This window comes from Amycolatopsis mongoliensis (genome assembly GCF_030285665.1).
GTDB classification, from domain to species: Bacteria; Actinomycetota; Actinomycetes; order Mycobacteriales; family Pseudonocardiaceae; genus Amycolatopsis; species Amycolatopsis mongoliensis.
The window spans coordinates 2351664-2372886 of sequence record NZ_CP127295.1 but is presented as its reverse complement, the minus strand read 5'-3'; the positions used below and the strand labels follow the sequence as shown (position 1 = coordinate 2372886).

Sequence of the window (21223 nt, the reverse complement as noted above, 5' to 3'; positions counted from 1 at the left end):
ACCTTTTTCTGAGCACGTAAGGGGATCCGATGGTTCAGCTCGGTCTGATCGGCCTGGGCAAGATGGGCTTCAACATGCGTGAGCGGCTGCGTGCGGCCGGTCACGAGGTGGTCGGCTACGACCGCAACCCGGACGTCACCGACACGTCTTCGCTCGAGGACCTGGTGTCCAAACTGGACGCTCCGCGGATCGTCTGGATCATGGTGCCGGCCGGCGAGCCGACCCGGCAGACCGTCACCGAGCTGGGCAACCTGCTCGCCGAGGGTGACATGGTGATCGACGGCGGCAACTCGAAGTACACCGACGACAAGCTGAACGCCGACCTGCTCGCCGCGAAGAACATCGGCTACGTCGACTGCGGCGTGTCCGGTGGCGTGTGGGGCAAGGACAACGGCTACGGCCTGATGGTCGGCGGCACGGCCGCCGACGTCGAGCGGGCGATGCCGATCTTCGACGCGCTGCGCCCGGAAGGCCCGCGCGAAGAAGGCTTCTCGCACGCGGGCGACGTCGGCGCGGGTCACTACGCGAAGATGATCCACAACGGCATCGAGTACGGCATGATGCAGGCCTTCGCGGAAGGCTTCGAGCTGCTCGAGGCCGCGAAGGTCGTCAACGACGTGCCCGCGGTGATCAAGGGCTGGCAGCGCGGCACGGTCGTCCGGTCCTGGCTGCTCGACCTGCTCGTGCGCGCGCTCGACGAGGACCCGGAGCTCGACGACCTCGAGGGGTACGTCGAGGATTCCGGCGAAGGCCGCTGGACGCTGGAAGAGGCGATCAACAACGCGGTGCCGGCGCCGGTCATCTCGGCCGCGCTCTTCGCGCGTTTCGCCTCGCGCCAGGAGCACTCGTCCGCGATGCGCGCGGTGGCCGCGTTGCGCAACCAGTTCGGCGGGCACGCCGTGAAGAAGGTCGGCGGGTAAGGGCGGCCCCCGAAAGCAGGCACTGTGTATCTGCGTCACCTGCAGGTCACCGACTTCCGCTCCTGGCCCCAGGCCGATCTCGCGCTCGAACCGGGGCCGACCGTGCTGGTCGGCCAGAACGGTCGCGGCAAGACCAACCTGCTGGAAGCGATCGGGTACGTCGCGACGCTGGGCTCGCACCGCGTCGCGACGGACGCGCCGCTGATCCGGCACGGCTGCGAGCGCGCGCTGGTGCGGGTCGCGGTGGTCAACGAGGACCGTGAGCTGACGGTCGAGCTCGAGATCACCGCCGGCCGCGCGAACCGCGCCCGGGTCAACCGCGGTGCGGTCGGCCGGCCGCGCGACGTGCTCGGGATCCTGCGCACGGTGCTGTTCTCGCCGGAGGACCTCGCGCTCGTCCGGGGTGACCCGGGCGAGCGACGCCGGTTCCTCGACGAGCTCCTGGTGCTGCGCGCGCCGCGGTACGCGGGGGTCCGGGCCGACTACGAGAAGGTGCTGAAGCAGCGCAACGCCCTCCTCAAGACGGCCGGGAAGCGGCGTACGGGACGCGAAGACCCGTACGCGCTGTCGACGCTGGAAGTCTGGGACGACCACCTCGCGGTGGCGGGTGCGGAGCTGCTGGCCGCGCGCTTGAACCTCGTCGCGGACCTCGGGCCGTACGCGGCTTCGGCGTACATGGGGGTCGCGCCGGACTCCCGTCCGGCGAAGATCTCCTACCGGTCGTCGCTGGGTGCGGCCCTGCCGGAGACGTACGGCGTACCGGACGGCGAGCGGGCGCAACCCGAAGTCCTGAAGGACGTCTTACTCAAGGCGCTCGGTGAGGCCCGGAAGGCCGAGCTCGAGCGCGGGGTCAGCCTGGTCGGCCCGCACCGGGACGAGCTGGAGCTGATCCTGGGCCAGGCACCGGCCAAGGGCTACGCGAGTCACGGGGAGTCGTGGTCGTTCGCGCTCGCCCTCCGGCTCGGCAGCTACGAGCTGCTGCGCGCGGAGGCGGGTGAGCCGGTGCTCCTGCTCGACGACGTGTTCGCCGAGCTGGACCGCAAGCGCCGGGCCCGGCTGGCCGAGGTGGCCGCGAGCGCCGAACAGGTGCTGGTGACCGCCGCGGTCGACGAAGACGTGCCCGGGGAGCTCGCCGGGTCCCGGTTCGTGGTGGCGGATGGTGAGATCACGCGTGGCTGAACAGGGCGGAGCAGGGTCGGCAAGAGCGAATCGAGCACCCCGTGTGACCGCCGACACAGCAGTTACCCACCGATCTGGGGACAAACCTGTGGACAGTGTGGATAAACCCGTGCCCGGGTTATCGCCGCGCGTGACCGAAACGCCGAAACGGCCGCTTGACGCCCCCCGCAAGGGGGTTAACCCACCTGGGAATGCCACTCCTGGTACGCGGAGTGAAGACGGCGCTGCTCCGAACGGGACCACGGGCCGGGACCTCGCCCACGCCGCGCTCGAAGCGGCGAAGGCCAAGGCCAAGGAACGAGGCACCTCGCCGGGGTACCGGCGGCGCGCCGTCGGCGGCGGGGGCCAGAACCCCCGGCGTCGCCGCTGGTCAGGGCCGGGCGCGGACCCGCGTGACCCGCAGCCGCTCGGCAGGCTCGTCTCGCGGCTGGTCAGCGACCGCGGCTGGAACGAGAGCGTCACGACCGCCCGCGTCTTCGCCCAGTGGGCCCGGCTGGTCGGCGAAGACGTCGCCGAACACGCCCAGCCGGTCGCGCTGAAGGACGGCGAGCTCACCGTCCGCGCCAGCTCCACGGCGTGGGCCACCCAGCTCCGGTTGCTGCAGGGAAAGCTGCTGGCCAAGATCGCTGCGGGGGTCGGCAACGGTGTCGTCAAGCGCATGCGGATCCAGGGTCCGATGGCCCCGAGCTGGCGGAAAGGGCCCCGGCACGTGCCGGGCCGCGGCCCGCGTGACACGTACGGCTGACCCGGGTTGCGGGATGCTCGGTTGAATGCCCCGAGAACGCATTCAGACGCGCTGAAATACGTCAAGACTCGGCTCGGACCGATTTCGTCCGTCTGTGACGCGTTCAGGGGTGTCCTTGCCGCATGTCAGCGGACGCGGCCAAGTACACTGGGAGGGAGCGAACGTCCGCTCGCGCGAGACGAGGAGAAACAAGGCCTGTGACCGAGAACAAGAGCGAGTACAACGCGTCGTCGATCACGGTGCTCGAAGGCCTCGAAGCGGTCCGCAAGCGTCCCGGCATGTACATCGGCTCCACCGGTGAGCGCGGGCTGCACCACCTCGTCCAGGAGGTCGTGGACAACTCGGTCGACGAAGCGATGGCCGGGTACGCCACCAAGGTCGAGGTTACCCTCCTCGCCGACGGCGGGGTGCGCGTCGTCGACGACGGCCGCGGCATCCCGGTCGACATGCACCCCAAGGAGAACAAGCCGACCATCGAGGTCGTGCTCACCCAGCTGCACGCGGGCGGCAAGTTCGACAGCGACTCCTACGCGGTGTCCGGCGGTCTGCACGGCGTCGGCATCTCCGTGGTGAACGCGCTCTCGACGAAACTGCTGGCGGAGGTCAAGTACGGCGGCCGCAGCTGGCGCCAGCTGTACACCGACCAGATCCCGGGCCCGCTCGAGGACCTCGGCCCGGCGACCGAAACCGGCACGACGATGACGTTCTGGGCGGACGGCGGCATCTTCGAGACCACCACCTACAACTTCGAGACGATCTCGCGCCGGCTCCAGGAGATGGCGTTCCTCAACAAGGGGCTGACGCTGTCGCTGCGCGACGAGCGCGTCGCCGACGAGGAGACCGAAGCCGACGCCGAGGGCAAGGTCGCCCGGGTCAAGGAGAAGGTCTACTGCTACCCGGGCGGGCTCGAGGACTTCGTCAAGCACATCAACGGCAGCAAGGACCCGATCCACCCCAGCGTGATCTCCTTCGACGCGAAGGGCACCGGCCTCGAGGTCGAGGTCGCGATGCAGTGGAACAACGGCTTCACGCCGTCGGTCTACACGTTCGCCAACACGATCAACACCCACGAGGGCGGCACCCACGAAGAGGGCTTCCGCGCCGCGCTCACCCGCGTCGTCAACACGTACGCGCGCGACAAGAAGCTGCTCAAGGAGAAGGACAGCAACCTGACCGGTGACGACGTGCGCGAGGGCCTCGCCGCGATCGTCTCGATCAAGCTGGGCGAGCCGCAGTTCGAAGGCCAGACCAAGACCAAGCTGGGCAACAGCGAGGCGAAGACGTTCGTGCAGCAGCAGTCGAACGAATGGCTGGCCGACTGGTTCGAGCGCAACCCCAACGAAGCCAAGACGATCATCAACAAGTCGATCTCCTCGGCCCAGGCCCGGATGGCCGCGCGCAAGGCGCGTGACCTCGTCCGCCGCAAGGGCGCGCTCGACATCGGCGGCCTGCCCGGCAAGCTGAAGGACTGCCGCTCCACCAAGCCGGAGGAGTGCGAGCTCTACATCGTCGAGGGTGACTCGGCCGGCGGCTCGGCCAAGGAGGGCCGGGACTCGATGTACCAGGCGATCCTGCCGATCCGCGGCAAGATCATCAACGTCGAGAAGGCCCGCATCGACCGCGTCCTCAAGAACACCGAGGTCCAGTCGCTGATCACCGCGCTCGGCACCGGCATCCACGACGAGTTCGACCTCCAGAAGCTGCGCTACCACAAGATCGTGCTGATGGCCGACGCCGACGTCGACGGCCAGCACATCACCACGCTGCTGCTCACCCTGCTGTTCCGGTTCATGACGCCGCTGATCGAGCACGGCCACGTCTTCCTGTCGCGGCCGCCGCTGTACAAGATCAAGTGGCCGCGGGCGGAACCGGAGTACGCGTACTCCGACCGCGAGCGCGACGCCGTCATCCAGGCGGGTGTCGAGGCCGGCAAGCGGCTGCCGAAGGACGACGCGATCCAGCGCTACAAGGGTCTCGGCGAGATGAACGCCGAAGAGCTGTGGGAGACCACGATGGACCCGGCCAACCGGCTGCTCGGCCAGGTCACGATGGATGACGCCGCCCAGGCCGACGAGCTGTTCTCGGTCCTGATGGGCGAGGACGTCGAGGCCCGCCGCTCGTTCATCACGCGCAACGCGAAGGACGTGCGCTTCCTGGACGTCTAGGCGTCCCCGTTCCGTTGTCCCACCAGGACCCCCGCACTCGAGAAGGACCCATGACGGAAACCTTGCCGCCGGCTCCGGACCACGACCGGATCGAACCGGTCGACATCCAGCAGGAGATGCAGCGCTCCTACATCGACTACGCGATGAGCGTGATCGTGTCGCGCGCGCTGCCGGACGTGCGCGACGGCCTCAAGCCGGTCGCGCGCCGGATCCTGTACTCGATGTTCGACTCCGGCTTCCGGCCGGACCGCGGGTACAACAAGTGCTCCCGCGTCGTCGGCGACGTCATGGGCAACTACCACCCGCACGGTGACTCGGCGATCTACGACGCGCTGGTCCGGCTGGCCCAGCCGTGGTCGCTGCGGTACCCGCTGATCGACGGCCAGGGCAACTTCGGCTCGTCGGGCAACGACCCCGCGGCCGCCATGCGGTACACGGAGTCCCGGCTCGCGCCACTGGCCATGCAGATGCTGGCCGACATCGAAGAAGACACCGTCGACTTCTCCGACAACTACGACGGCCGCACGCAGGAACCGGACGTCCTGCCGTCGCGGTTCCCGAACCTGCTGGTCAACGGCGGTTCCGGGATCGCGGTCGGGATGGCGACCAACATCCCGCCGCACAACCTGCGCGAGGTCTCCGAGGGCGTCGTCTGGGCACTGGAGAACCCGGAGGCCGACGACGACGAGCTGCTCGCCGCGCTGCTGGTGCGGATCAAGGGCCCGGACTTCCCGACCAGGGCGATGATCCTCGGTACCTCCGGGATCGAGGACGCCTACCGCACCGGCCGCGGCTCGGTCCGGATGCGCGCGGTCGTCGAGGTCGAGGAGGACGTCAAGGGCCGCACGATCCTGGTCGTCTCCGAGCTGCCGTACCAGGTCAACCCGGACAACCTGGTCGAGAACATCGCGAACCTGGTCCGCGACGGCAAGCTCACCGGCATCTCCGACATCGCCGACGAGTCCAACAGCCGCTCCGGCATGCGGATCGTCGTCACGATCAAGCGGGACGCCGTCGCGAAGGTCGTGCTGAACAACCTGTTCAAGCACACCCAGCTGCAGCAGAACTTCGGCGTCAACATGCTGGCGCTGGTCGACGGCGTGCCGCGCACGCTGCGGCTCGACCAGATCATCCGCCACTACGTGAAGCACCAGGTCGAGGTCATCGTCCGGCGGACCAAGTTCCGCCTGAGGAAGGCCGAGGAGCGGGCCCACATCCTGCGTGGGTACGTCAAGGCGCTCGACGCGCTCGACGAGGTCATCGCCCTCATCCGGCGGTCGCCCTCGGCGGACGAGGCCCGGCCGGCCCTGATGGAGCTGCTGGACGTCGACGAGATCCAGGCCACCGCGATCCTCGACATGCAGCTGCGGCGCCTGGCCGCCCTGGAGCGCCAGCGGATCATCGACCAGCTGGCCGAGATCGAGCTCGAGATCGCCGACCTGAAGGACATCCTCGAGAAGCCGGAGCGGCAGCGCGCGCTGATCCGCGACGAGCTGATGGCGATCGTCGAGAAGTACGGCGACGACCGGCGCACGAAGATCATCGGCTTCAACGGCGACGTCACCGACGAAGAGCTCATCGCGGTCGAGGACGTCGTCGTCACCATCACCCGCACGGGGTACGCCAAGCGAACGAAGACAGACCTCTACCGCTCGCAGAAGCGCGGCGGCAAGGGCGTGCAGGGCGCGACGCTGAAGCAGGACGACATCGTCCAGCACTTCTTCGTCTGCTCGACGCACGACTGGATCCTGTTCTTCACGAACAAGGGCCGCGTCTACCGCACCAAGGCGTACGACCTGCCAGAGGCCAACCGCAACGCGCGCGGCCAGCACGTGGCGAACCTCATGGCGTTCCAGCCGGACGAGCAGATCGCCCAGGTCATCCAGATCAAGAACTACGAGGTCGCGCCGTACCTGGTGCTCGCCACCAAGCGCGGCCTGGTGAAGAAGACCAAGCTCACCGACTTCGACTCGAACCGCTCCGGTGGCCTCATCGCCATCAACCTGCGCGAGGGCGACGAGCTGGTCGGCGCGGTGCTGGCAGCGGCCGAGGACGACCTGCTCCTGGTGTCCGCCGAAGGCCAGTCGATCCGCTTCCACGCGACGGACGAGGCGCTGCGGCCGATGGGCCGCCCGACGTCCGGCGTGCTCGGCATGCGGTTCAACGAGGGCGACGAGCTGCTCGGCATCAGCGTGGTCAAGCCGGACAAGTTCCTGCTGGTCGCGACGGACGGCGGGTACTCCAAGCGCACGCCGATCGAGGACTACCCGGTGCAGGGCCGCGGCGGCAAGGGCGTGCTCACCATTCAGCACGACCGGAAACGTGGCAGGCTGGTGGGTGCGCTCATCGTCGACGCCGAGGACGAGCTCTACGCCATCACCTCGAGCGGCGGCGTGATCCGCACGCCGGCGGGCGACGTGCGCAAGGCAGGACGGCAGACGAAGGGGGTCCGGCTGATGAATCTCGGCGAAGGCACCACTCTTCTCGCCGTCGCACGCAACGCGGACGAGCCCTCGGACGTCGCCAATGGTGACACCCCCGAGGACGCGCCGGCTCCGGAAGCACCTGACGCGGGTGAGGACACGACGGCCACGCCGGAGCAGTAAGTTTGCTCTCCGACGGCGGCCCCACGGCACGGGTAAGGACTGACTCTTCGTGACACCATCCGAGAATCCCGAGGCAGCGGGTTCGAACGGGACTCCGGCGAGCCCACCCTGGCAGCGGGTCGGCAAGGACGGCGACTCCGAAGCGACGGTCGGGATTGCCACGGACGAAGCGCTCTACAAGCCCGAGCCGCCGGCCGGCGAGACGCAACCCGTCTCCGCCGACCAGCGGCCGGTGGTGACCGGTAGCGCGGCCCCGAAGCTTTTCGGCGGCCCCGACACCCCACCAGGCGGCGAGCCCTCCGCGGCGGCCGTCCCGCCGGCATCCTCCCAGCGAGCCCGGCCCAGCGCGCTGCGGCGCCCGGGCCGCGGCCCGCGCCGGGCGTCGCTGCAGGTGAAGCGGTTCGACCCGTGGTCGGTGCTCAAGCTGTCCCTGGTCCTGGGCGTCGCGATGTTCTTCGTGTGGCTGGTCGCGGTCGGCGTCCTGTACACGGTGCTCGACGGCATGGGCGTCTGGGACAAGCTGAACGGAACGTACTCGTCCCTGGTGGGCGGCGAAGGCGCCAACGCGTCGTCGGAACCGCTGATCAGCGCGGGCCGCGTGTTCGGCATCGCCGCCATCCTCGGAGCGATCAACATCGTCCTGGTCTCGGCCCTGGCCACGGTCAGCGCGTTCATCTACAACGTGTCCGCCGACCTCGCGGGCGGCCTCGAGGTCACGCTGTCGGAACGGGAGTAACCCGGTTGCAGGGCCCCCTCGGGGGTCCTGTAAGGTTCTCCTCGTTCAAGGGCCTATAGCTCAGGTGGTTAGAGCGCTTCGCTGATAACGAAGAGGTCCCAGGTTCAAGTCCTGGTAGGCCCACGCACAAGAACAACCCCCGTGACCAGCAAGTTCACGGGGGTTGTGTCGTTTGTGGACTATGGAATTTTGGGCCGGATCTGAGCCGTAGGCAGCGAAAAGGCAGCATGGCCCGGCGCTACACGGCCGCGAGCACTCCGCCGCCGTCGTCGTCCGGGTCGTCGTCCAGGGCGCTGAGGATGGCGTCGTGGTCCTCGGTCTTGCGCACGTAGAACTTGAGCGTCGTGGTGACGTTCTCGTGCCCCATGACGCGCTGGAGCTTGTTCACCGGGACGCCGTCGTCGGCCAGCCAGGTGCCGTAGCTGTGGCGCAGGTCGTGGAAGGTGAGCCCGCCGAACTGGTTGCGGGCGATCTCGGTCACGGCGTCCCGCTCGCGCTCCCAGACGGTCGTGTGGGCGTCCCCGGCCCGGCCGGTCCAGGTGGCCTCGAACCGGTCGCCGTTGTGCTCCAGGTGCCCGAGCAGGCCAGCGCGGACGAGTGTCGGCCGCCAGATCCGGGCGCGGAAGAGGGTGCGCCGCAGCGCGCCACCGGCCTCGTTGGTGAACAGCATCCGGGCCGGTCCCTCCACCGGGTAGCGCTCGAGGTGGGCTCGGATCTCGCTCACCACCCACGCCGGCAGGGGCACGGTCCGACGCCCGGCCCGGGACTTCGGGTAGGGCTTGAACGAGGTCGACCCGGCCACCTCGATCACGGTCCGGATGACCTGGAGGTTCCCGGCGTCGAGGTCGACGGCGTCCATGCACAGGGCGATGACCTCACCCCAGCGCAGGCCGGAGAAGGCGGCCGTGGCCACCAGTGCCCGGTACCGGTCCGGCGTGGCGGGCAGGATCATGTCCCGCACCTCACGCCGGGTGGCGATCTTGTCGTCGGTGTCGTGGACGCGGCGGCGCGGGACCTTCACGTCGTCGGCCGGGTTGTGCCCGATCAGGCGGTTCCGGACGGCGGAGCGCAGGACGCCCGAGGTCAGCCGCTTGCACTCGGCAACGGTCGACCGGGCGAGCGTCGTCCTGGTCAGCTCGGTGACCCACGCCTGGACCGACAGGTGGTCGATCTTGCCGAGCTGCCAGCCGCCCCACTTCGGCAGGACGTGCGTGCGCATGATCGAGGTGTCCCGGGCAACCGTGGTCGCCTCGTTGTTCCACGACTCCATCCAGGCTCGCGCGTGGTCCCCGAAGAGGGTCCGGCCGGCATGGGGCGAGACGTAGACGCCCCCGGACTTGGACGTCTCCGCCTGAGCAAGGAAGGTCAGCGCCTCCCGCTTGGTCGCGAAGGTCTTCGAGCGCTGCTTGCCGGAAGGCTCGCGCCAGAACGCCTTCCACTTCCCCGAGTCGCTGCGGTTGACGAAGCCCATCAGGCGCCCACCTCGACCATCTCGTCGAGCCAGGCGGCGAAGCGCTTGCGGGAGATCACCCAGCGGCGACCGACCCGGAACGCGGGGATCGTGCCGTCCTTGACGTACTGGTAGGTGACGCCCCGGGACAGGTTGAGCAGGTAGGCGACCTCCAGCACGGTGTACGTGGCCTTGTGCGGATCGATCACCGGGGCGTCCCCGGTATACGGCGCGTCGCCGTGGCGCTCGGTGTGGAGCTGCTCGGCGGGCGCGTCGGTGGTGGCGTAGCGCGGCAGGTGGATCAAGTGCCCGTTCATGGTTTTCCCTTTCGTACCAACCGGTTCCGATGACACGGGTTGTGTCAGCCGGGAGAGTCGTCCTGGCCGTCCAGGCGACGTCTGGCGAGGTGCAGTTCGGCGAACACCGCAGCGAGGCGGCGCTCAGCGTCGTTGAGGTAGCCGAGCCCCGTCATCGACCAGTCGTTGACGACGGTCAGCACCTCGTCGTCGGCGATCCCGAGGGCTACCCGCTGCTCGTCCAGGCGGTACTCCGCCCGGGTCCGCCGGATCTCCCCGAAGGTGGTCGAGTAGCGGCGGGACTTGGTCAGGAAGTGGCCCCGGAACCCGAGCATGTGCGCCCACTTCCGCAGGTTCAGTTCCTCGAACTCGACCAGCCCGCCGAGCCGCCACGCGGTGCGCATGAGCTGCTTGTGGTGCTCGGTCACGGGAAGCTGTTCAATGTGCTCCGCCGACCGGATCCGGTAGTCGCTGCCTTCGGTGAGGCGGGTGCCCTTGGTGGCGTACTTGGCGACGTAGCCCGCGACGCGCCGGTCATGCCAGCCACCCTCCGAACCCTCCGAGGGGCCTTCGGACGTGGCGATCGGTTCGACGTCGACCTGTTCACCCCAGGTCAGCGGGACTACACCCACGGCCGGGGACTCCGGGGTCCGGACGACGACGGACGCGGCGGCAGCCTGGATCACGGCCGTGAGGACGTCCTCGGTCACGGCGGCCGGCGGGCGTGGTCCCTCGGGGCCGTCCGGGCCGTCGATGCGGACGACGGCGTGGAAGTGGATGAGCCCGCGGCGCTGGTACTCCGCGACCTTGGCGTAGGACAGGCGCATGACCTCGCGCAGCTCACCAGCGCGGATGCCCAGGGCGCGGGCGAGCTTGCGGCCCACGGCGATGGTGAAGCGGCGCCACAGCTCACCGGCGTGGGCCTGCCACAGCACCGACCCGACGTAGTCGTAGGTCTCCGGGTCGACGGCGGTGCCGAGGGCGTCGTCGTACTGGGAGTGCAGCTCACCGCAAGAGCAGCGGCGCACGCGTCCATTGCGGACGGGTCGCGAGTGGACCTTCCCGAACGACGGCGCGGTCAGCGTCGCCAGCACCCGCAGGTGCCCGGTGACGGTCTCGGGGACGCCCTTGCCTCCGGCCATGCCAGCGCGGATGAGGTGGAACGTGTCGTGCGCGTAGTGGGCAGAGCAGGACTCGCACACCGACGCGCGCCGGTTCTTGCAGGGGACGAACACACTGCCGGACAGCTCGGCGACGACCTTGCCGGAGGAGTCGACCACAGTGGATCCCCCGGCCATCCGGACCGGCTTCGCGCAGCCCCGAGCGGCCTTGACCTTGTCGGCCCAGGTGTCGAAGTTGGCGCGGGCGAGGACGTGCGCCATGCCCGGGTCCAGGGTGCCGGACTCGGTGAAGGCGGCCGCGATCTCGCGCAAGCCGTGCGGAGCAGCCACCATCAGCCGATCACCCCGATGGTGTCCTCGGGGACCTCGCGCGGGGCCATCAGCTCAGGCGGGACGACGACGTAGAAGCCGGGGGCGTGGGCGAACGGCCGGCGGGTGGCTCCCGGGATCGGGTAGGAGTCGGTCGCCCCGGTGAAGTCGAACGCCTCGTCGTCGGCCACGAGGATGTCCCACTCGCCGGGCTCCAGGGCCAGGGTGCCGGTGACGACGTCGGCGGCGTAGCCGGGCAGCTCAGCGAAGGTCGACCGGGCGTAGGTCCGCTCGGTGATCGGGTTGACGTCGGCGAAGGTGAACGTCACCAGCGAGTCGGCGGACATCAGGCAGCCACCCCCACGGCGAGAGGCGGGCGTGCCGACGCCTCGTGGCGGCAGACGCGCTCCTGAGCGGTGACGCTGACCTCGTCGAACGTCGCGATCTGGCCGTCGCCGGGGCAGAAGCCGCACGGGCGGAACGGGTAGACCGGCACGCCGTCGATCAACGCGCGGCCGGTTCCCCGGCACGGGCAGCGCACCATGCGGACCTCGATCACGATGTGCGTCAGGTCGCAGTGACCGCAGGGGATCAGCTCTACGGCGGCCATCACGCGGCCACCTTCGCGTTGGCCATCACGGCGTCCAGCACGGCGCACTTGGCCAGGCACGCGCGGTCCATCTGCTTGCGGGAGCCCCACACTCGCCGCATCTCTTTGCGCCACAACGCAACTGGGATCTTCTCGCGGCTCGACGCCACCTCGGTCACGCGCCAGTCAGCAGCGATCCGACGGACCTCTTCCACCCCGAGCCGCTCCAGGCCGATCAGGAACAGTTCCGCGAGGACGTCCACCGCCGTGTGGTGCTGGAAGGCGACCCCGGCAGCGTGGAGAGCCACCTGGACCTCGGTGGCGTTGAGGACGTGCACACCGTCCGGGAGGGACACCGCGATAGCCGCACCCCAGCGGGACTCCTGGAACCAGTCGCCGCCGATGTGCACCGTGCGCGTCGGCGGCTGGTCGGTGGTGAAGGCGAATGCGCCGTCGTTGACCCACGCCAGGGACAGGCTCACGGCCCCGAACGACGTCGAGTTGACGATCAGTACGTGCCCGGCGGGTGCGACCTGTGTCGGCACCGCTTTGTCGATCAACGCAGTCATCGGAACCCTCCCTGACCAGTCCTGTCCTGACGCCAACGACGCTACGTGATACTGAAGTACGTGTCTAGTACTAAAGTACGGATCAGTATGGCCAAGTTCGATTGGGACGCTCTGACCTGCGCAAATACGGGCACACCCATCCGTACTTAAATCCGGATGGAGTACTATGGTTGCGGGACTACGACAGCGAGGAGCCCGCCATGTACGCACTGGTTGTGCGGTTCGACCTGAAGGACGACGCGAGCGCCGTTGGCTTCGACCAGTTGGTCGAGGAGACCGGCAAGGGGATCGCTAAGAACGAGCCCGGCACGCTTGTCTACGTCACTCACCGGGTAGACGGTGCGCCGCTCGCGCGCGTCTTCTACGAGGTGTACCGGGACAAGGCCGCGTTCGAGGAGCACGAGCGCCAGCCGCACACGCTTCGATTCCTCGCCGAGCGTGACCAGTTCATCGCCGCGACGCGAGTCGAGTTCATCACGCCGGCCACCTCGAAGGGTCTCCCCGCCGATGGCTGAGGAGGACGTCGAACTCGGAAGGAAGATCGCGTTCTACAGAGGACGGCGAGGCCTGTCACAGCGGGAGTTCGCGCCGTTGATCGACCGCTCGGAAGCTTGGTTGTCGCAGGTCGAGAGGGGCGTGCGCGCCGCGAAGAGCCTGGACGTGCTGGAACGCATCGCGCGTGTCCTTGACGTCCCCATGGCTGAGCTTGCGCCAACAGCCCCAGCGGTGGCGGCGACCGAGCGACCGGCGAGCGCGGTGCCGCTCCGGCTGCTCCTGAGTGCGAACTTCGCTCTTCGTGCTGTTCTCGGTAAGCAGCCACAGCCGGACCTCGATGCGCTCCGCAACGACACAGACCAGGTGTGGGTACTCGCGCACGAATCACGCTACGAGGAGCTTGTGGGGCTCCTGGAGACCCTTCTGCCGAGACTCGAAGCGGCAGCAGGCAGTGACGACGCGTCCGAGGTGTTCGCGCTTCTCGCACGGAGCTACCACGCCTGTGCGGCCGCCCTCGCGAAGTTGCAGCAGTTCGACGCGGCGTGGGTTGCGGCTGACCGGGCGATATCCGATGCCGGCCGGGCCGGTGATCCGCTGCTCATGGCTGAGGGAGCCTTCCGGCTGACCCTGGTGTTCCAGGGAGCCCGGCAGCTCGATCAGGCGGAGCACACGGCCACCACTGCGAGCGTGGCGCTGGAAGGGCTGGTGGAGCAGGGGATCCCGGAGGCGTTGAGCGTCTACGGTGCCCTCACACTGCAGCGAGCCGTCATCGCAGCGAGGACCGAGAGAGCGGAGGAGGCTTGGCAGCACCTGAGTCGTGCGCGCGAGATCGCCTCAAGACTCGGTGAGGACCGGAACGACTATCACACCGAATTCGGTCCCACGAACGTCGCTCTTCACGAGGTGGCCGTGGCGGTTGATCTCGGGGACGCGGGCGAGGCCGTACGGCGAGCCGCCACGATCGACGCATCGAGGCTCTCTCCCGAGCGGCGAGGCAGGTTGTTGATCGACGTAGCGCGAGCATGGACGCAGCGTCGCAACGTCGAGCGAGCCCTTGCAGCGCTTGAGGATGCGGAGCAGATCGCCCCTGAGCAGGTCTACCGTCACCGGCTTGTGCACACGATGGTCCGCGATCTTGTCCGGATGGAGACCGATGTGCCGCCCGCGCTTGAGGACTTCGCGCGTCGAGCCGGAGTGGCCCTGGCCGGTCGGTGACGGTGAGGTCCATAGTGGTGAGAACTTTCTCTACAGGATCAAGGCGGCCCCTGCGGGGCCGCTCGGCCCGGTCCCTTGCCCCGGCCAAGCCCTTGCCGGGGCGTGCGGGCTGGCGCCCGGTCCCCGGCAAGTCGGCCGGGGCGGGGAGGCCGGTGACCACAGTGGCCAGATCAGGAGAGCCAACGCACGTCCCAGGCGGATAGATCTCCAAGTTGGCCAGCGGCACCCGTTGCGCCGTACGTCCCGTTGTCGCGGAAATCCACGGAGTATTCCGGCGTGTGCAGATGCAGCGAGTCCTCGTGCCAAGCCGCCGCTGCCTCGCATCCGACCACGCCAACGATGATGAAGGACGCCACGATCCAGTAGTGGGGATCGATCATTCTGAAATCAGCCATGGCACGAGTGTGAGCGGCGTCGACCGTCAAGTGGTGCACTGACACGACTTAATGTCCTCGCCGGACGGGCAGGTCTCCGAGATGGCCGGCGGGGGAGCACCGGTTACGTCCGTGAGCGGCCTGTCGCCATCTCGTCGACCTCCCAGAGGGCTATCGCACCGCGTCAAGGGGGCGACTCCCAGGGGTACGCTCAGCCGGGCGGACGGTGCCCCCTTGACCCGGCACGATCGGGCGTTGCCAGGTCGACGAGATGGCGAAGAGGCCCCCCACTTGAAGGGGGGAGATCAGGCAGCCGAGAGGCAGCGAACGCAACGTCACTCGCCGATCTTCCATGATCCGCAAAAGCACATCACCGCAGCTCAGCGGCACTGAACGGTACAGCCCAGCAGTCTGGATCATCACTGATAACGAAGAGGTCCCAGGTTCAAGTCCTGGTAGGCCCACGCAAGTCAAAGCCCGGTTCGCGAGTAGCGGACCGGGCTTTTGCGTGACCTGAGTGACAAACTGAGTGACATACGGAGTGCCCGTCAGTCTGGCGGAGCCTCGGCATCGCCAGCCGTCGTCTGCTCGGCCACGAATCGCTCCCACCGCGGACCACCACTGTCACGGAGCCAGTCGACGAGTTGCTGACGTCCTCAATGAACGGCTGTTCGGCGCCAGGTAGCGACGTGGCAGCGGGGAAGGCGTTCTTTGCAAGCCAGCCGGCGACGAGCACTTCTTTCGTCGCCGCGGGAATCGAGCGTCCGACGCGGACGACGGCCGAGCTGTCGGCCAGGCGGAAGATGGCGTTCTCCCCGAATCGGACCCGCTTCGCGCCGGCCGCGTCTAGTCCGGCGAAGGCACAGGCTGCCTCGAAGACGGCTTGTGTCCGCTCTGACGTGAAGGCCTTCGTCGTGGTCATCAGACTCCTCTATCGGGGTGCCTCAGCCAGGCTAGAGCTTCGGCGGGAACGTGTGCGCGGCGAATGACGCGTGGGTGGAACCCGGCCAGCGCGCCGCCTGGAGGGAGGTCAGGACGCGCCGGCCGGGAGCTGGTCAGCGCCACCCGGTGTCGGTGGCGTGGCGCTGTAGCGCCTTAGCGGTCTTCCTGTAGGCCGTCACGGTGTCTTCGTGCGTAATGAAGACGGCTCCGCGGTGGTGCGGCACGGCGACCGTGAAGGCACCAGCGCGGTTCTCGTACAGGGTGAATCGCTCGATCAGGCCGGGCGGGCACTCGACTGCCGGAACGAGACAGACGGACATACGCGGGTGGCGTGTCAGAGCGATCACCGCGTCGAGCTGGGCGCGGAACTCGCCCGCCGAGCCGAAATCGGAACGAGTAGCGGCCTCGCCGATCAGGTACGTGCGTCGCGGCTCTGCGCCTGCCGGTGACGTGAGTTCCTGGACCGTCCGGGTAAGAGATCGGCGGCCGGCGTCAGAGCTGGGCTCGACCAGGCCAGTATCCCGTAGCGCGCGGGCGTACTCGACGGTCTGCAGAGCCTCCGGAATCAGCGTCGGCGACCACTCGAAGACGTGCGTCGACTGCTGCTCATACGTCGTCCGCAGGAGGTCTTCGGCGCGCCCGGCGTGGTCGATGAAGTCTCGTTCGTGGGCGCGACGGGCGAGGTCGACGAGCTGATCGCACACGGCGGTCGGCGAGCGTAGGACGCCGAGAATGTGCGCCACGGTCGTGTCCGGCGGTATGCGTTTGCCAAGTTCGAAACTCGACAGCACTCCCGGATGAAGATTGATCATGTCGGCGAGCCGGCGGAGGCCAACGCCGCGGCGGGTACGGGCGTCGCGGAGGCCGTCTGCGAGCGCGATGAGGGCCGGTCGGGGTGCAGTGTCGGTCACGGTTCAATCCGCTCCGTTCAGTCGTTGAGTGTCTTCGCTAGGTACGTCCAGCAGACTCACCAGATCGACGTCGACGCCGTCCAACTCGCCGGCGCGCCGGGCCAGTGCGGCGCCGACTTGCGCCAGCTGACGGGCGAGCGTGCGCAACGCCGCCGCATAGCGCACGTCGTTCGGCTGGAGGGTCAACAGCTCGACCGTCACGCTCCCGATCCGGGAGTTCATCTTCGAGAGGCCGGCCAGCAGTTCGCGATCACGCGCGTGCATGCGACGCCTCGATTCGCCGGTGCTCGTTCTGGCTCGCACAGACAGGGCATATCCGGCCGGGCTTCGGGATCACCCGACCGCGGCTGACGCTCGGGCGGTCGTGCTCCAGCGGAAACGGAACGTTGATCAAGCACCAGGGCAGCAGCAGGACAAGGCGTGGGTTCGCCATCTCCGAGTGCAGGTACAGGTGAGCCCAGCCGTCGCCGTCGGTGAACTCGTGCCACTCCCAGAAGTCACGTCGAGGGCCGGCCGGGTGACTGACCGGGCGGTCGTCCAATGCGGTCACCGAAGCCCTCGCTCGATCTCGAACGACCGAAGCGCGGTGGCAGCCTGCTCCCAGTCGGCATCGGTCATGTCCGCGTGCGTCTTCGGGTGCTGAGTCGTGCTCCAGTCGATCTCGTTGAGCCGCTGGCCGCCGGTGTTGAACAGCGAGCCGCCGCACCAGAACGTCGACCGGTCCTTGCGCCCGGTCGAGCCCCCGTCTTGTGCCGTCACCTGATCAACTGTCGTCGAATCCGGACACCTAAAACACAGCCGGTAACCATGATTTCGGCAGGTCAACGCCTACGAACTAGGCGTGAAAGGCATAGATCAGCGGGATGTCGCTCGCCGCCGGTAGCCTCGCCTCGTGGACTTGCTCCCCTTCGACGAGTACGTGCGCTCGCTCAACCGCAAGCGCATGTCCGCCGGCGTCCTCTTCCGCGACGAGGCCGACCGTGTGCTATTCGTCGAGCCGTCGTACAAGCCGCACTGGGACATCCCGGGCGGTGCGTGCGAGGAAGGCGAGCCGCCCTGGCGTACGGCAGCTCGGGAGGTCACTGAAGAGGTCGGCATCGATCGGCCGCTCGGCAACCTGCTGGTGATCGATTACATCCCGGACGACTCGCGCATGCCGGAGGGGATGGCGTACGTCTTCGACGGCGGCCAGGTCACCGAGGCCGAGATCAAGGCCCTGACGATCACGGACCCCGAGATCCTGTCGGTGGAGTTGCTGCCGCTCGACACTGCGGCGTTGCGCTTGAAGCCGATTCTCGCGCGTCGGATTGCGGTCGCTCTCGACGCTGCGCGCGCCGGTGAGCTGCTGATATGTGAGGACGGCAGGCGCGTAGCGCAGTAGTCTGGTTACTGCGTGCACACAGCCGGAGGACGGATGACCGCTCACAACCCGCTCGCCGAGAACCTGACGCGCATCCGCAAAGCCCGCGACTTCTCCCAAGAGGGCCTCGCGGAGGCTGCCTCGGTCGGCGTCGACACCGTGGCGCGCATCGAGCAGGGCACCCGGACGACCAGCCGCCCCGCCACCCTTCGTAAGCTCGCGGCCGCGCTCGGCGTCCCGGTCGATGCGCTGCTTGGCACGCTGCCGGCGCCGCACTCCCGCGATGTCGATGTGGCTCCGCTACGCCGGGCGATCACCGCGGACGCGTCCATCCCGGGTCTTGAAGACCTGGCCGACACCCGCGAGCTGTTGCCGCTCCCGGAACTCACGGCTAGCGCGCACGCCGCCTGGCGTGCGTACGTCGACGGGCGTCATACCGAGCTGCTGCACGCGCTGCCCGTCGTCCTGGCCGACGCTCGTCGAGGCGTCCGAGACACCCGCGACGAGGAGCGCGCCGGCGCGCACCGCGTCCTATCGACCGCATACCGGCTCGGCGCAGGCATCGCGGGCCGACTCGGCTTCGACGACTTGGCGTACATCTCCGCCGCCCGGGCGATCGAGGCCGCAGCCGAGTCGGACGCTCCAGAGGTCGAGGCCGCAATTTCACTGCGCTACTTGGCGTGGACGCTGGTCCGCCAGGGGCGTGCCGAGGACGCTGAGCGCGTCGCTACCCAGGCCGCGGCCGCGATCGAACCGCGCATGCTGGACCGTGACCCGGTCCGCGCCGGCGTGTTCGGCAACCTGCTGTTCAACGCCGCAACCGCGGCACTCCGTACTGGGAGCGCTAGCCGCGCCGAGGACCTCCTTGCCGCGGCTCACGCTGCTGCGATCCGGTCACGCGGCGACACAGCTTCGGAGGCTGCGATCTTCGGCCCGCGCGTGGCCGCTCTGCAGAACGTCGAGCTTGCCGCGCGGGCAGGCGACCCCGAGCAGGCGCTCCGCCTGGCGGCCGCCGTGCCGGACACGACAGGAGACGTCCCGGCGTTCTGGGAGGCGGGCCACCGGTTGCTGCTCGCTGCGGCGGCGGCCGACCTCCGCCACGATCGGGATGCGCTGGCTTGGCTCGCCGAGGCACGCGACCTTGCGCCGGACTGGGTGCGCTATCAGCCGCTTGGCAAGTCGACCATGCGTCGGCTGGTCGATCGAGCAACTCGACGCCGAGGTGCGGAGTTCGCCGCGCTGGCCACTCACTACGGCGTGGTCGACTAAGACCTCTGCGGTGCCGGCCATGGCGCGGCCTTGAGTAATTCAAAAGTCGCTGGCGGAGATCGTCACGGTTAATCTTCTCCATGTGGCGGATGACCAGCACTGCGACGACGAGCAGCCAGAAGACCCTTCCGGAGAGGACAGAGGGCCTGAGCTGACTCCGGAGCAACAAGAAGAACTCAAGAAGTCCACAGACGACATCTGGCGCTCGCTGGCCCCGAAGTTTGACCTCAAACTACCGCGTATCCCGAACTTGATCCCAGACTCGGTGCTGAAGAACTTCACAGCTCTTTCGGCTTTCGCTGAGGCTCAACAGGCGATCGTCAGTAACGCCATCAAGCCGCTCCTTGACTCGCAGGCCGCCTGGCAAAAGCAGTTCTCCGTCATCAACAGCGACATCTTTAAGAATGTCGCGCTGCAACAGTCCACCCTCAACAATGTGGCCTCGCAGCTGGCCAAGAATGTCAACTTTGGTCTCAGTGATACAGTAAACAAGGCCGCTTCGCAGTTCGCCATACAGCAGGTCTCATGGCTGAAGGACATAGCACCAGCCCTCGCCAATATCAGGGCGTCTTTCTATCCAAAAAACCTGCAAGGAATTGAAGGTCTGGAGTTTGAGCAAGTCGAAGAGGTCGTCATGGTTGACGGCATCCCGCTCTACGGAGTGCCGCGTACCTCCACAGCCTTGGCGTTGATCCGTGCTGAAAGTGTGAGCAAGCGTAGGGAAATTCTCGGACGGCGATGGAAGACTATCTCCGCGGATTGCCGCGAAGTGGCCACGGCGTGCACGGAATCGACCGTCGCCACGTACGTCCCCTTCGCTATCGCCGCGCTTGATGCTCTCGACGCTGGACACACAGAAGCTGCGCAGGCGCTCGCGGGGTCGCTTGTCGATAGCATTATAAGAGCCTACTTCAAGAAAGACCGGGTGAAGTTTACGCCTGATAAGAAGGGCAAGCGCACGAAGGACGCTTACAACGACTTCACAATCCGCCAGTTCATTGCATTCGCTCCGATGTGGCAGATGTATCAGCAGTTCTGGGTCGAGGATGGAGATGTCGTGCCAATCGTCTTCAATCGGAATGCCACGGCTCACACCGTGAGTACTCGCCAGTACAACCGCCGAAATACGGTGCAGGCTTCGATGGTCGCTTGCTCACTTTTGTGTCGTATCAACGAAGAGGTTAATATGCAAAAGGTTGCATAACGTTGAGTTCAACGTCCACCGTTCGCGGACGGCACTGCACCCGTAGATCACGATCATGTGAGGCAGGACGGCCGGCGGTTGACGGCTCGATGACTCCGCGGCCTCATCTACCGGCGCCTTCACGGCGTGATCGTTAGCTCGAAGCTGTTGCCGGAGGCGGCTCAATCCAGCAGTCTGGCCGGGTGAAGCCGCCGGGTGAAGCTCGGTGGCCTCACCCGGCGGCGACACGGCTAGCGCATGTAGTGCTGCACGATCGGGCTGATCATCGAGATCAACACGATCAACAGCTTGAGGTACTGCGCGTGGAGCTCGACGGAGTTGCGCCGGCCAGGGCCGTTACCCCTGGTTCGGCGCTTCCGTCGTCTTGCGGGTCGGTTGGTCAAAAGCGGTCTCCTATGGAGTGCCTCGGGTTGAGGCGGGGGTGTTTCGACGTAGCCGGCTACGTCGAAACGGACAGCGAGCGTCTCAGTGCTTGTGGCTCTCCGGCGCTCGGGCGCCATGTTGGGTCCCCCGGAACGCATTAGGCAAGTCTGGGTGGGGACCACACTGGGGACATCCTGTGGACAACTGGGCACCGCCTCCGCACATTGCCCCCTCGATCTGTGTCTATTTTGTGGACACGAGGAGTCAAAGTTTCCATATGCGCAGGTCAGAGGGTGTGGAAGTTTGTGGATTACACGCCTGTAGTTCGCCTGGCGTGTCGCGGGAAACTGGTTCTTCGGCGTGTCGCGATCCCTCGCGCTCGACCCGGACAGGGTCGACGCTGCG

22 protein-coding genes and 1 tRNA gene are annotated in these 21223 nt (G+C 67.6%); 12 read left to right on the top strand and 11 right to left on the bottom strand.

Annotation, left to right across the window (positions count from 1 at the left end; all coding sequences use genetic code 11):
- Positions 1–29 precede the first annotated feature (29 nt).
- From gnd to QRX60_RS11490, 7 genes are all read left to right on the top strand, one after another.
- Complete coding sequence (gene gnd / locus QRX60_RS11520; RefSeq protein WP_286000762.1) at positions 30–920, top strand: phosphogluconate dehydrogenase (NAD(+)-dependent, decarboxylating); 891 nt, start codon at positions 30–32, stop codon at positions 918–920.
- Between the two features lie 24 nt (positions 921–944).
- Positions 945–2099, top strand: a complete 1155-nt coding sequence (recF, locus tag QRX60_RS11515) for a DNA replication/repair protein RecF (protein WP_286000761.1) — start codon at positions 945–947, stop codon at positions 2097–2099.
- A gap of 130 nt (positions 2100–2229) precedes the next feature.
- Positions 2230–2844, top strand: coding sequence for a DciA family protein (locus tag QRX60_RS11510; RefSeq protein ID WP_286000760.1), 615 nt, complete (start codon positions 2230–2232; stop codon positions 2842–2844).
- A 197-nt stretch (positions 2845–3041) separates the two neighbouring features.
- The gene (gyrB, locus tag QRX60_RS11505) at positions 3042–5009 is read left to right on the top strand and encodes a DNA topoisomerase (ATP-hydrolyzing) subunit B (RefSeq protein ID WP_286000759.1); all 1968 of its coding nucleotides are present in this window, start codon (positions 3042–3044) and stop codon (positions 5007–5009) included.
- 50 nt (positions 5010–5059) lie between these two features.
- Positions 5060–7615, top strand: a complete 2556-nt coding sequence (gene gyrA / locus QRX60_RS11500) for a DNA gyrase subunit A (protein ID WP_286000758.1) — start codon at positions 5060–5062, stop codon at positions 7613–7615.
- A 49-nt stretch (positions 7616–7664) separates the two neighbouring features.
- Positions 7665–8351 carry a DUF3566 domain-containing protein gene (locus QRX60_RS11495; RefSeq protein WP_286000757.1) on the top strand — a complete coding sequence of 229 codons (687 nt, stop codon included), beginning with the start codon at positions 7665–7667 and terminating at the stop codon, positions 8349–8351.
- Positions 8352–8400: 49 nt separating this feature from the next.
- Positions 8401–8474 (top strand) — tRNA-Ile (locus QRX60_RS11490).
- A 115-nt stretch (positions 8475–8589) separates the two neighbouring features.
- On the opposite strand, the gene QRX60_RS11485 is transcribed toward QRX60_RS11490, so the two are convergent.
- The 6 genes from QRX60_RS11485 to QRX60_RS11460 are packed head-to-tail and all read right to left on the bottom strand — an operon-like array spanning position 8590 to position 12685.
- Positions 8590–9822 (bottom strand): tyrosine-type recombinase/integrase, encoded by a 1233-nt coding sequence (locus QRX60_RS11485; RefSeq protein WP_286000756.1) that lies wholly within the window; start codon positions 9820–9822, stop codon positions 8590–8592.
- Positions 9822–10118 carry a helix-turn-helix domain-containing protein gene (locus QRX60_RS11480; protein WP_286000755.1) on the bottom strand — a complete coding sequence of 99 codons (297 nt, stop codon included), beginning with the start codon at positions 10116–10118 and terminating at the stop codon, positions 9822–9824. The genes QRX60_RS11485 and QRX60_RS11480 overlap by 1 nt, the downstream gene beginning before the upstream one ends.
- A 44-nt stretch (positions 10119–10162) precedes the next feature.
- Complete coding sequence (locus QRX60_RS11475; RefSeq protein WP_286000754.1) at positions 10163–11551, bottom strand: replication initiator; 1389 nt, start codon at positions 11549–11551, stop codon at positions 10163–10165.
- Positions 11551–11874, bottom strand: a complete 324-nt coding sequence (locus tag QRX60_RS11470; RefSeq protein WP_286000753.1) for a hypothetical protein — start codon at positions 11872–11874, stop codon at positions 11551–11553. The genes QRX60_RS11475 and QRX60_RS11470 overlap by 1 nt, the downstream gene beginning before the upstream one ends.
- A complete protein-coding gene (locus QRX60_RS11465) occupies positions 11874–12140 on the bottom strand; it encodes a hypothetical protein (RefSeq protein ID WP_286000752.1) in 267 nt (88 codons plus the stop codon). The genes QRX60_RS11470 and QRX60_RS11465 overlap by 1 nt, the downstream gene beginning before the upstream one ends.
- Positions 12137–12685: a hypothetical protein gene (locus QRX60_RS11460; RefSeq protein ID WP_286000751.1), complete on the bottom strand. Its 549-nt coding sequence runs from the start codon at positions 12683–12685 to the stop codon at positions 12137–12139. The genes QRX60_RS11465 and QRX60_RS11460 overlap by 4 nt, the downstream gene beginning before the upstream one ends.
- A 200-nt stretch (positions 12686–12885) precedes the next feature.
- On the opposite strand from QRX60_RS11460, the gene QRX60_RS11455 reads away from it, so the two are divergent.
- Positions 12886–13200 (top strand): putative quinol monooxygenase, encoded by a 315-nt coding sequence (locus QRX60_RS11455; RefSeq protein WP_286000750.1) that lies wholly within the window; start codon positions 12886–12888, stop codon positions 13198–13200.
- Positions 13193–14395, top strand: coding sequence for a helix-turn-helix domain-containing protein (locus tag QRX60_RS11450; protein WP_286000749.1), 1203 nt, complete (start codon positions 13193–13195; stop codon positions 14393–14395). Before QRX60_RS11455 ends, QRX60_RS11450 begins: the two co-directional genes overlap by 8 nt.
- 170 nt (positions 14396–14565) lie before the next feature.
- Here the strand turns inward: QRX60_RS11450 and QRX60_RS11445 are convergent, their stop codons facing one another.
- The 5 genes from QRX60_RS11445 to QRX60_RS11425 form a co-directional block, all read right to left on the bottom strand.
- Positions 14566–14790: a hypothetical protein gene (locus QRX60_RS11445; protein ID WP_286000748.1), complete on the bottom strand. Its 225-nt coding sequence runs from the start codon at positions 14788–14790 to the stop codon at positions 14566–14568.
- A gap of 1034 nt (positions 14791–15824) precedes the next feature.
- Positions 15825–16622, bottom strand: coding sequence for a helix-turn-helix domain-containing protein (locus QRX60_RS11440; RefSeq protein WP_286000747.1), 798 nt, complete (start codon positions 16620–16622; stop codon positions 15825–15827).
- A gap of 3 nt (positions 16623–16625) precedes the next feature.
- On the bottom strand, positions 16626–16886 hold the full coding sequence (locus QRX60_RS11435; protein ID WP_286000746.1) for a hypothetical protein: 261 nt from the start codon (positions 16884–16886) through the stop codon (positions 16626–16628).
- On the bottom strand, positions 16873–17172 hold the full coding sequence (locus tag QRX60_RS11430) for a hypothetical protein (protein WP_286000745.1): 300 nt from the start codon (positions 17170–17172) through the stop codon (positions 16873–16875). Before QRX60_RS11430 ends, QRX60_RS11435 begins: the two co-directional genes overlap by 14 nt.
- Positions 17169–17381, bottom strand: coding sequence for a hypothetical protein (locus QRX60_RS11425; RefSeq protein WP_286000744.1), 213 nt, complete (start codon positions 17379–17381; stop codon positions 17169–17171). The genes QRX60_RS11430 and QRX60_RS11425 overlap by 4 nt, the downstream gene beginning before the upstream one ends.
- 133 nt (positions 17382–17514) lie before the next feature.
- Here QRX60_RS11425 and QRX60_RS11420 point away from each other — a divergent pair, with 133 nt between their 5' ends.
- The 3 genes from QRX60_RS11420 to QRX60_RS11410 all read left to right on the top strand — a co-directional run bounded on the left by QRX60_RS11420 (position 17515) and on the right by QRX60_RS11410 (position 20455).
- Positions 17515–18003: an NUDIX domain-containing protein gene (locus QRX60_RS11420; protein WP_286000743.1), complete on the top strand. Its 489-nt coding sequence runs from the start codon at positions 17515–17517 to the stop codon at positions 18001–18003.
- 33 nt (positions 18004–18036) lie between these two features.
- Positions 18037–19251, top strand: coding sequence for a helix-turn-helix domain-containing protein (locus QRX60_RS11415; RefSeq protein ID WP_286000742.1), 1215 nt, complete (start codon positions 18037–18039; stop codon positions 19249–19251).
- 82 nt (positions 19252–19333) lie between these two features.
- A complete protein-coding gene (locus tag QRX60_RS11410; protein WP_286000741.1) occupies positions 19334–20455 on the top strand; it encodes a hypothetical protein in 1122 nt (373 codons plus the stop codon).
- Positions 20456–21223: the final 768 nt, after the last annotated feature.

Excerpts from the sequence above, each read along its gene's own strand:
- QRX60_RS11485 (WP_286000756.1), bottom strand. The coding sequence starts at position 9,822 with ATGGGCTTCGTCAACCGCAGCGACTCGGGGAAGTGGAAGGCGTTCTGG.
- QRX60_RS11450 (WP_286000749.1), top strand. The coding sequence starts at position 13,193 with ATGGCTGAGGAGGACGTCGAACTCGGAAGGAAGATCGCGTTCTACAGA.
- gyrA (WP_286000758.1), top strand. The coding sequence starts at position 5,060 with ATGACGGAAACCTTGCCGCCGGCTCCGGACCACGACCGGATCGAACCG.
- QRX60_RS11455 (WP_286000750.1), top strand. The coding sequence starts at position 12,886 with ATGTACGCACTGGTTGTGCGGTTCGACCTGAAGGACGACGCGAGCGCC.
- QRX60_RS11445 (WP_286000748.1), bottom strand. The coding sequence starts at position 14,790 with ATGGCTGATTTCAGAATGATCGATCCCCACTACTGGATCGTGGCGTCC.
- QRX60_RS11415 (WP_286000742.1), top strand. The coding sequence starts at position 18,037 with ATGACCGCTCACAACCCGCTCGCCGAGAACCTGACGCGCATCCGCAAA.
- gnd (WP_286000762.1), top strand. The coding sequence starts at position 30 with ATGGTTCAGCTCGGTCTGATCGGCCTGGGCAAGATGGGCTTCAACATG.
- QRX60_RS11435 (WP_286000746.1), bottom strand. The coding sequence starts at position 16,886 with ATGCACGCGCGTGATCGCGAACTGCTGGCCGGCCTCTCGAAGATGAAC.
- QRX60_RS11475 (WP_286000754.1), bottom strand. The coding sequence starts at position 11,551 with ATGGTGGCTGCTCCGCACGGCTTGCGCGAGATCGCGGCCGCCTTCACC.
- QRX60_RS11470 (WP_286000753.1), bottom strand. The coding sequence starts at position 11,874 with ATGTCCGCCGACTCGCTGGTGACGTTCACCTTCGCCGACGTCAACCCG.
- QRX60_RS11480 (WP_286000755.1), bottom strand. The coding sequence starts at position 10,118 with ATGAACGGGCACTTGATCCACCTGCCGCGCTACGCCACCACCGACGCG.
- QRX60_RS11460 (WP_286000751.1), bottom strand. The coding sequence starts at position 12,685 with ATGACTGCGTTGATCGACAAAGCGGTGCCGACACAGGTCGCACCCGCC.